Origin of the sequence: Pseudanabaena sp. 'Roaring Creek', assembly GCF_001402795.1 — a bacterium.
GTDB lineage: Bacteria > Cyanobacteriota > Cyanobacteriia > Pseudanabaenales > Pseudanabaenaceae > Pseudanabaena.
The window spans coordinates 1-9,111 of the sequence record NZ_LIRE01000174.1 but is presented as its reverse complement, the minus strand read 5'-3'; the positions used below and the strand labels follow the sequence as shown (position 1 = coordinate 9,111).

Genomic DNA, 9,111 nt, shown 5'->3' with positions numbered 1-9,111 from the left:
TGTCTCGACCGTCGTATTCCTGATAAACAGCTTTTGATTCAGGAAGTCTCGGCTTGGGAAAATCGCAGGAATTCTCTCTCTTGTAAAGTCAATTGGCAATTTACTACTGCTGATGCTCGCATTAAATTGCTTCGCCTCTACCCGTCAATAATTACTTGACTGCCTACTAGCCACCGCCGCGACATCGGTTGAATTTGCTGAAATAGAGCTTTGGGGCGTAGTTTGAGATTGGCTCGGCGCGATCAAAAATGCCTGGGGGCAACTTGCCGCAATTAGAAACCAGCAAGCCAAAGACTTTCTATTCAGTTTCACATTCAACCTATCATTCAGTTTCATATTCAGCTTCACATTCAACTTCGCATTCATAATTACACTCCTCATGCTCCTTACGGAACTCAATACGCTTAATCTTTAGTAGTAGACCTGTAAAAAATTGAACATGCCCTAAAGGAATGACACAACTAAGACAGAATTGACGCGATTATGGGTCGAGATTATACCACACAAAGTCAATTTTGAATCAAAAAAAATAATAGCTCCTGAACAACAAATATCAAAGAATTGCGATTATTGAATGATATTCTCTGTTTTAGAGAACAAAATCGCGATCTTTATCGGTGTTGATTCTCAGCAAATTGTTATTTTTTGGGAGGTGTCGCAGCGGCAGCAGCGGCAGCAGCCTTTAGCTCGGCTTCCGTTTTAGGCACGAAAGCTTGTAAGGTGAAGTCCGCACCAATGAGTGGAGGCAAGATATCTAGAATTTCTTTTTCTTTGCCAGCTGCGATCGGGCGTGAGAATTTGAAGTTTGCAACTGGAAGAGTTTTTTTAGTCAATTTCAAGTCCTTTATAACTAGTAATGGTTTGAGTCGCTCAATTTTTTGAATGGTACTCAATACATCTTCAAATTTGCCATCAAATCCAATCGTAAAGGAATAAGAATCGTACTGTGCGCCTGGAACAGATGCCGAAGGTTGAAAAGTTCGCATCGTTCCCGCTAATTCATAGGAAAAATTTGGGGGTAGTGCGATCACGATTGTCTTAGGAATTTGTTCTTGGATATCGCGAATTAAGGTATCAATATTGTCTACACTAGGCAAAAGCGACAGTACAAATTTGTTTTGTTGATTGGCTTCTTCAATTTTTTGAGCGATATTGCCCTTACTAGCTACCTGAACCTCCAAGGTCTTAATTGCATCCTTTTTGGTATCGATATTTTTCTGGGCAGATTGCACCTGATCCCAGATCGGCATGACGTAGCTAGTAGCTACATAGGCGGCAAGGGCAACCCCACCAACTCCTATCAATATCCCTAAAATCTTTGATGTAAAAGTGATCCCAAATAAAGTAAGACCACCAGCACCACCTTCAATTCCTGAAGCGGATCCCACATTTGTCATTTTATTTGATTACTCCCTGTTGCTTTAATAGATTGACCCTAGTAATTAATCCATCAGCTCCTGCCTTTTGGAGTGTTGGCAATATTTCCGATGGGCTTTTGCTAGTAACTGCTGTTTGAATCTGAAAATTGACTAGGTTAAAGTTTTTCTCAGAGGTTCCTTGCTGCAAGGTTGACGATAGAAGCTTTGTCTGTTTATCGTCTAGCAAGGGGGAGGCTTTGAGTAACAATAGAAAATCGTTTAGCTCGTTATAACTAGTCGTCTTCCCACTGAGAGTAATTGTTGTTGATGCAGGAGCTTGGGGAGTTGCGGCGGCTGAAGCTTGGGTAATGGAATCTACTTGTACCGTAATTGGCGTGCGTTTTCTGAGGTCATCGGCAATAGCACTGACGGGTAAATTACCCACAAATAGATTGACAAGCTCGCCAGTTCTGCCTTGAATTGCCTTTAATTGATCTTCTTGGGTTTTCAGAGCAGCGATTTTGCTGTTTAGGGCAGTTTCTTTTGCGGTTAAAGATGAAAGTTCCTGTTGCACTCCTTCATTGGTACTATTGAGAACGAAAAAAGCACCGCCCACAATGGCAAGAGAAACAGCCGCAACTGCACCACCATAGATTAAAAACTGTGAATCAGCTATCGGCGTACGTTCCACCGCTTGTGCTTCTTCAGCAACGCGATCGCTTAGAAAATTAATATCAAGTGTATACATAGCAATTATTTTAAACCTCCCTCAAACCTAGACCTAGAGCGACAGATAACGCCATACGTTCCTGAACGGGTATATCACTGTCAACAGTTACACCTACCGCAGTAAGTGGATCGACAGCAATAGCCGCAATACCAAGTCTTTGGCTAAAAAACTCATTTAACTGCCCAATACAAGCGCCAGGACCAGCGATTAGTAACTGCACGACATCTGAACCAGGAGACTGACTAGTATAAAAATCGATGGATCGTCTTAGCTCATCGGAGAGATCGCCAATCACCCGCATAATCGCAGCATCACCAGGAGTGTTGCCACCACCAGCTAAACTTGCCGTATCCATAGACTGCACAGGCACAACTGTCGAACTCAACATTTCCATATCCGTCGTCCGCCTCGGAGGAAGGTTAATGGCTCGTAACTGGGCATTCTGAATTTGCGCCGTACCAATCGGGAAGGTGCGCGAGAACTGAGGAACTCCATCAACGGTTACGGTGATTTCGGTTGCTTCATACTCAATGTCAACGATCGCTACAGCTTCCGCCAAGGTACTAAATCTTGCTAACTCATTATGCATGGCACGAATGAGAGCAAAACTGCTAACTTCCACGATGTCAACTTGGAGTTGGGCGATCTCTAATGCTTGGATGTAGCTATCTGTTACCTCTTTAGGAGTTGCCACCATCAAGATTTCAATACGCTCAATGCCATCATCATCTAGAGAGGTGCCAAGCTTTTGATAATCTACATCCGCATCTTCACGGGGAAAAGGCAAATATAGACTAGCTTCTTGATTGAGAACCATTTCGCGCAATTCGAGATCGGGAATTTCCGCAGGCAATCGGATCAAGCGACTCACAGTCTCTCGACCAGGTAGAGCTGTCGCGACTTTCTTGACCTTTATCTTTTTGTCTGCTAGCAAACTGCGAATAACTTCTCCCAGCGCTACAGGATCGAGAATGCGTCCCTCTTCAACAGTTCCTTCAGGAAGCTCGACGCTACCATACGTCACTAGCTTGTAAGAAGACTGCCCCTTGCGGCGCAATTGAACTAGGTTTACTTTCTCGGAAGTAATTTCAATTCCGATACCTTTTTTAGACTTTCCGCCAAATTTTAAGCCGAACATAAGCGTGTCTTTATGAGTTTTGTAGCTTTTGTAGCACTGGGCATACTAAACAATGGAGGGATTATAGACTGTAAGTGACCATTGTCAATAGGACAAGAAAAAATAATCATGACTATTGTCGAGGATGGATCGTTTTGCCCTTAATTAACCCTGTTTCTTATAGACGATTTTGTCCGTTTTAGCAAATTATCCAAAAAACATACAAACAAAAGTAGAGTGGTGGCGCGAAGCGCCACCACTCTACTTTTGTTTTTTACAGTAATTTTCGAGCAAAAGAACCACAAGAAAGCTTTTGAAAGTGTTGCTTCGCAACACTTTCAAAAGCTTTCTTGATTTAGATTTGAGCGCAAAGAGTTGTATGTCCTAATGATCGCCTTTATTTATTGCCCCGTAGCTGCACTTGTTGGTCTTGAATCACGCTCCTGAGATTAGGATTTTGCATTTGTTCGATGGTGATTTGGTTAAATTCTTTATTGGTAAAGCCATAACGACAAATTGCCTCTTCGCTATAGCTGCGTAACTCGGCGCAGAGCGATCGCAAAAATTCTGGAGGATTAGCCAGATCGCAGACTTTAGTTTGTTGAGACTCCGCAAGATTGGCAACATTCCCCCAATCAGGATTACTCTTTGCCGTTCGGAAAATTTCTAACCGTTTGTTTTCGATCGCATTCGCCGCCGCCGCATAGCGCGTGAGATGGTCGTCACCGATGGTGACTTTCGTAAGAAAATTCTGAAGGGAAGATGGCTTGACACAGGTCTGGGCAGAGGCAAAGAGGCGATCGCCAAGGATTGGCTCAGCAATCACCCCGATTGCCACCATAAATAAACCCAATAGGCTAATTTGCCCTAATCTATAGCTTAAACTTATTTGCGGCTTGCCATAGTTCCTTAAATCAACCGATAAATCAATCAATCGTCGCTGAGGTTTGCTATTCATAATCAATCGCCAAAAAATACTAAGGACGTAACGTACAAATTTTGTTTGGGATGGAGCTTACTTTTGATGTTTCTCTAAGTACCTCAGCATAATTAAAATCTAGATCTACAACCCGCGACGCACGGGCAGCGTGCGCCGCAGGTTGTATTTTGTAGTTAATCAAGCCCACTTACTTAAAACTAAAAGTAAGCAACCATCCGATTAAACATTTAACCCTTAAAAATATTGACTCAAACGGGCTGATTTTGTTGCCGCAAATATGACTGAATGAATGGTTCGAGATCGCCATCCATTACATTTTGAATATTTGTCGTTTCTTCTCCTGTGCGTAAATCCTTAACTAATTGGTAAGGATGAAACACATAGTTGCGAATTTGGTTGCCCCATGCCGCTTCTACCATATCACCACGAATATCAGCTATTTTCTGAGCACGTTGCTCTTGGGCAATAATTAACAACTTCGCCTTAAGCAATCGCATGGCATTTTCCTTATTTTGCAATTGCGATCGCTCTTGCGTACAGCGTACTGAGATCCCCGTCGGCAAATGGGTGATTCGTACCGCTGTTTCTACCTTGTTCACATTTTGACCACCTTTGCCACCTGCTCGCGTTGTGGTAATTTCTAATTCTTTGGGATCGAGATCGAGATCGACATCCTCCTCCAGTAATGGCATTACTTCTACACCAGCAAAACTAGTTTGGCGCTTGTCATTGGCATTAAATGGTGAAATCCTGACAAGGCGATGCGTACCTTTTTCAGGAGCGAGATAGCCATAGGCATAGCGTCCATGAACAAGCAAAGTTACTGACTTGATACCTGCTTCTTCTCCCTCGGAGATCTCGGAAATCTCCACTTTGTAACCTTGTGACTCGCAAAAGCGGGTATACATCCGTAAGAGCATTTCTGTCCAGTCCTGAGAATCAGTCCCCCCCGCACCCGCATTAATCGTTAAAACTGCGTCGTACTTATCGTATGTCCCCGATAGCAACTGCTCTAAATCCCAGCGATCCATCTCTTGCAGTAGTTGAATTAGACTTTGTTTTGCTTCATTAGCTAAGGCTGGATCGTCTTCAAGGGCAAGTAATTCAGCGATCGCCTCTAGATTTTCAATGGTTTGTCGCCAGCTCGCGAATTTTTCAAGATAGGACTTGAGGGCATCTAACTCCCGCATTGTTTTTTGTGCTTGATCGCTATTTTCCCAAAATTCTGGTTGTGCGGCAGTTTGCTCGAGGTCGCTAATTTTTGCCGCGATCGCAGGTACGTCAAAGATAGTCCTGAGCGATGCTCAGGCGCTGGGATAAAATCTGGGTTTGGCGGGCAATTTCGGTAATGTCCACTAAAATAGTTCTCCAAGGTAGCTTGTTTCAGATGAGTATTGTATAGCAAGCAAGGTAAGCGGTTGCTGCTCATTCTTACAACTCATTTTCTTCAGGACATAAAACCCAAAATCATGTTGTCGCGCTCCGCGCGACAACATGATTTTGGGTTTTAATTTTGTCCTAATAAGACTGGCGGTAGCTATACAGTCCATTAGTACAGTAATATTTAGTGCTATTTAAGGTAGATGATGCGAATTGATGCTCAAGCTGACTTAGATAAGTAGCAATGGTAAAAATCATGTCAAGTACAATTCATGAAGAATCAGAAATCAGCGTCAATATTTCCTGTAACCACACTCTAGTGGTAACTGACAATTGCGGAACTCGCAAAATGATCCTAGTTGAAGATCAATACACAATTGGTCGCGAACCAGATAATCATGTGTGTCTTGACTCTGACTTTGTGTCTAGGTATCATGCCGTCTTGAGGAAAGTGCGCCACCGTAATCGTCCAGATAGTTATCGAATTATCGATGGTAGTGCATCGGGCAAACGCAGCAAGAATGGAATTATCCTTAACGCCCTACATAAAATTTCTTCTCACACCTTACAAGATGGTGATATTGTCACTTTTGCCCCCGAAGTGCATATTCTGTATTTAGCACCTAAATGGTAGATACCAGATCTCATTTAACTTTCACCGCAGCGACCGCAGCTAGGGGCATATGGCTAAATTTCGATCTAAAAAGACTATAATCCTATCCTATTTGTAGGTTAAAGTAGCGTGAGATTAAATCAAATGCCTACCAATAACATATACTTTTCGCTAGTACAGCGATATCTACTTCTTTTTTGGGTGAGCTAATGAGCGCAACACACGTTAGTCACACGCTATTAATCACAGATGCGAGAGGTAGTAGAAAACTCGCACTTGATGGTTTAAAGTACACGATTGGGCGGGATGTGAATAATAATATCCAACTTTATTCACGATTTGTGTCCCGTCAACATGCTGTGTTGCTTAGGGTTCCTGGGGAAGGGGGACGATATCAGTATCGAATTATTGACGGGGATCTCTCTGGTAAGCCGAGTGTCAATGGGGTGATTATTAATCATCATATGAAGGTTGCGTCTTCCTACGATTTGTGTAATGGCGATGTGATTACGCTTGCGCCAAATGTCGAATTAACCTATCTCAGCAGTCCAACGTAAAGTTCAACAAAAAAACAGTAAGGTTTTACGATTCCCAAAATGGCGTTGCCATTTTGGGAATCGTAAAACCTTACTGGGTCTATTTTTTAATTCACTAAAGTGTTGGCTTACTTCAGTGAATTGGTATTACTCAGCAGATAATGGCAGCGCAAAGCGCCGCCATTATCTAATTTTAGGTTTTCTATTTTCATGTTTTTGCAGACATTTTTGCAGATGATTTCTAGTGCATAAATTTTCGAGCTTGATGAAACAATAAGAGCCAGTAAACCCGCAATTTGGCTGACAACAAATTGCGATCGCCCTAATTTTTGATTTTATGGGAACCCGTCGCTCAGAAAGGCTTTCCACGAAAATCTAGGGGTTCACCTCAGTGCACAGCGCTGGCATTGCAGCATATATGGCAATTGTTTTATCTAATCAAGAAGACATAGATTTGCTGCTCATTTTAGTAAAAGTAGCGATCGCCTTGGGCGCAGTTGCAAGCGCTCTGTTAATCCTGTTTTGGTTTCGTCTTAAAAATCTGGAGAAGCGGTTATATCTGCATCGCAAGCAACTCAAGGCGAGAGCAGTTCGCCAGCTACCGACAAAAACAGGGTTAAATCCCACGCCTTACCGCACCAAGGAAAGTCCCTCTATAGGCAAGAAGCGGTCATCTCAAACCCAAGTTTATCTGCCGACTCCTAATTCTAAAAACTTAAAAAAATCACTTAAGCGCTCAAAAAGCTCTTATTTGCATTGGTTATTACCGATCGCGATCGCTAGTATTACAGGTATAGCGATCGCCTTGATCCAGTTGGGGAATAATTCGATTTTTGCCGACTATACCACGCTCATTTGGTTTGTAATTGGTGTGGGATTGGTAGTCGGAGCGACTTACGCACTGTAAGTAGCGGCGCTTGGTGTCGCCACGCATCTTTTAGATAAAATTATTATGTTTAAAATATTATGTTTAAAAAAGTAAGGCAGAACTCTGTTCTGCCTTACTTTTTTAAGTGCGAAACGTTACAAATACGCGACAATGGGATGTTGAGACTAGGGCAAACCAGCTAAAAATATTGGGCAGAATTCTATGCGGCGTGCGGTTTTATGTGGATATTATGGGATGGGTAATGGTGGTGATGAAGCTCTGCTTGCCACCCTATTACAAATGTTGCCTGATGATGTCCAACCGCTAGTATTATCGGCAAATCCTAAGGCTACGGAAAATTTACACCAAGTAGAAGCGAGCGATCGCTATTCGGTATTTGGGTTACTGAGCGTCCTCAGTCGCTCGGATCTGTTCATATGGGGAGGGGGGAGCTTGATGCAAGATGCCACAAGTGCCAGAAATCCAATTTACTATGGCGGCTTGATGGGGCTAGCGCAGGGCATGGGTTTGCAAACGATCGCTTGGGCGCAGGGAGTTGGTCCTCTTCAGCGCAAGTTAAGTAAATGGATTGCTAAACGAGCTTTTCAGGGCTGTAAATCCATATCTGTTCGCGATCGTCAATCTGCCCTCTTGCTCACGGAATGGCAGGTTAACAGTATGGTTGCACCCGATCCTGTATGGGCTCTAGAGGCAGAGCCGATGAATATATATCGAGACTTAGCTACACCCAAGGTGGCGGTAGTATTGCGATCGCATCCAATGCTGACCTCTTGTCGGCTGGCGACCATTACGGAGGCTCTCCAATTAATACAGCAACAAACCAATGCAAATCTTTTGCTAATTCCATTCCAACCAACCCAAGACAAAGCGATCGCCCAAGCAATTTGTGATGCCCTCAACGATAAATTTCCAAAACGCAGCCAAATCATCATTCAAAAAGATCCGCGTAAACTAAAGGGGATCTTCCGTGGTGTAGATTTAACGATCGCGATGCGATTGCATGGATTGATCATGGCAGCCTCGGAAGGCTGTCATTGTTCGGCAATTAGCTACGATCCAAAAGTTTCTTATCTTATGGAAGATTTGGGTATTTCAGGTTGGGAATTGGCGGATTTGCCTGATGATGCGCGAACAATAGCGGATATCTGGATTAGGGATTTAGAGCATAAAAATGAAGCGATCGCCCAGCGTGTTTGTCAACTAAAACAAGATGTACTACTTCATAAAAAAATATTAAGTAGCTAGGCATAATTAAACTTAAAAACCAGAAGAGCATACCGCCCGCGCAGCGGGCGGTATGCTCTCTGGTTTTGATGCCTAGCTACAGAATAAGTAGACCTCTAGCTGTCGCTGCTAGTATAGCTACCGCCAGTTTTGTTAGGACAAAATCAAAACCCCAAAGAGAGTTGCCGCGCTCCGCGCGGCAACTCTCTTTGGGGTTTTATAGTTGTTTTAAATAACTTGTAGACGGGCTTCGACTTCGCTCAGCCCTCGGTGTAAGCTAGCTGAGCGAAGTCGAAGCTGTAGTTTTTATTTGAATTATCTATA

Annotated in this window: 9 protein-coding genes and 1 pseudogene; 5 read left to right on the top strand and 5 right to left on the bottom strand. The window is 43.2% G+C overall.

Annotated elements, in window-relative coordinates; genetic code table 11:
- Positions 1 to 159: pseudogene (locus AC805_RS26730) on the top strand (IS630 family transposase); the annotation flags it as partial.
- Positions 160 to 638: 479 nt separating this feature from the next.
- Here AC805_RS26730 and AC805_RS05505 read toward each other — a convergent pair.
- The 5 genes from AC805_RS05505 to prfB all read right to left on the bottom strand — a co-directional run bounded on the left by AC805_RS05505 (position 639) and on the right by prfB (position 5,501).
- A complete protein-coding gene (locus AC805_RS05505) occupies positions 639 to 1,397 on the bottom strand; it encodes a hypothetical protein (RefSeq protein ID WP_055074486.1) in 759 nt (252 codons plus the stop codon).
- A gap of 1 nt (position 1,398) precedes the next feature.
- Positions 1,399 to 2,106 (bottom strand): PilN domain-containing protein, encoded by a 708-nt coding sequence (locus AC805_RS05500; RefSeq protein WP_055074485.1) that lies wholly within the window; start codon positions 2,104 to 2,106, stop codon positions 1,399 to 1,401.
- A gap of 10 nt (positions 2,107 to 2,116) precedes the next feature.
- A complete protein-coding gene (pilM, locus tag AC805_RS05495; RefSeq protein ID WP_055074484.1) occupies positions 2,117 to 3,226 on the bottom strand; it encodes a type IV pilus biogenesis protein PilM in 1,110 nt (369 codons plus the stop codon).
- Positions 3,227 to 3,602: 376 nt separating this feature from the next.
- On the bottom strand, positions 3,603 to 4,163 hold the full coding sequence (locus tag AC805_RS05490) for a DUF4168 domain-containing protein (RefSeq protein ID WP_055074483.1): 561 nt from the start codon (positions 4,161 to 4,163) through the stop codon (positions 3,603 to 3,605).
- Positions 4,164 to 4,393: 230 nt separating this feature from the next.
- Positions 4,394 to 5,501 (bottom strand): peptide chain release factor 2 gene (gene prfB / locus AC805_RS05485; protein WP_156341314.1). Its coding sequence is split into 2 segments (ribosomal slippage): positions 4,394 to 5,428 and positions 5,430 to 5,501, totalling 1,107 coding nucleotides; the frame shifts between segments, so codons are not numbered across the junction.
- 280 nt (positions 5,502 to 5,781) lie between these two features.
- On the opposite strand from prfB, the gene AC805_RS05480 reads away from it, so the two are divergent.
- The 4 genes from AC805_RS05480 (at position 5,782) to csaB (ending at position 8,808) form a co-directional block, all read left to right on the top strand.
- Positions 5,782 to 6,159 (top strand): FHA domain-containing protein, encoded by a 378-nt coding sequence (locus tag AC805_RS05480; protein ID WP_055074481.1) that lies wholly within the window; start codon positions 5,782 to 5,784, stop codon positions 6,157 to 6,159.
- 188 nt (positions 6,160 to 6,347) lie between these two features.
- Entirely contained in the window at positions 6,348 to 6,695 is a 348-nt protein-coding gene (locus tag AC805_RS05475) for an FHA domain-containing protein (protein ID WP_009626272.1), read from the top strand.
- Between the two features lie 397 nt (positions 6,696 to 7,092).
- Positions 7,093 to 7,581 carry a hypothetical protein gene (locus tag AC805_RS05470; RefSeq protein WP_055074480.1) on the top strand — a complete coding sequence of 163 codons (489 nt, stop codon included), beginning with the start codon at positions 7,093 to 7,095 and terminating at the stop codon, positions 7,579 to 7,581.
- Between the two features lie 183 nt (positions 7,582 to 7,764).
- Positions 7,765 to 8,808, top strand: coding sequence for a polysaccharide pyruvyl transferase CsaB (gene csaB / locus AC805_RS05465; RefSeq protein WP_055074479.1), 1,044 nt, complete (start codon positions 7,765 to 7,767; stop codon positions 8,806 to 8,808).
- Positions 8,809 to 9,111: the final 303 nt, after the last annotated feature.

What these genes read in the sequence shown, in the direction of transcription:
- AC805_RS05505 (WP_055074486.1), bottom strand. Translation starts at nt 1,397, where the DNA reads ATGACAAATGTGGGATCCGCTTCAGGAATTGAAGGTGGTGCTGGTGGT.
- AC805_RS05500 (WP_055074485.1), bottom strand. Translation starts at nt 2,106, where the DNA reads ATGTATACACTTGATATTAATTTTCTAAGCGATCGCGTTGCTGAAGAA.
- pilM (WP_055074484.1), bottom strand. Translation starts at nt 3,226, where the DNA reads ATGTTCGGCTTAAAATTTGGCGGAAAGTCTAAAAAAGGTATCGGAATT.
- AC805_RS05490 (WP_055074483.1), bottom strand. Translation starts at nt 4,163, where the DNA reads ATGAATAGCAAACCTCAGCGACGATTGATTGATTTATCGGTTGATTTA.
- AC805_RS05480 (WP_055074481.1), top strand. Translation starts at nt 5,782, where the DNA reads ATGTCAAGTACAATTCATGAAGAATCAGAAATCAGCGTCAATATTTCC.
- AC805_RS05475 (WP_009626272.1), top strand. Translation starts at nt 6,348, where the DNA reads ATGAGCGCAACACACGTTAGTCACACGCTATTAATCACAGATGCGAGA.
- AC805_RS05470 (WP_055074480.1), top strand. Translation starts at nt 7,093, where the DNA reads ATGGCAATTGTTTTATCTAATCAAGAAGACATAGATTTGCTGCTCATT.
- csaB (WP_055074479.1), top strand. Translation starts at nt 7,765, where the DNA reads ATGCGGCGTGCGGTTTTATGTGGATATTATGGGATGGGTAATGGTGGT.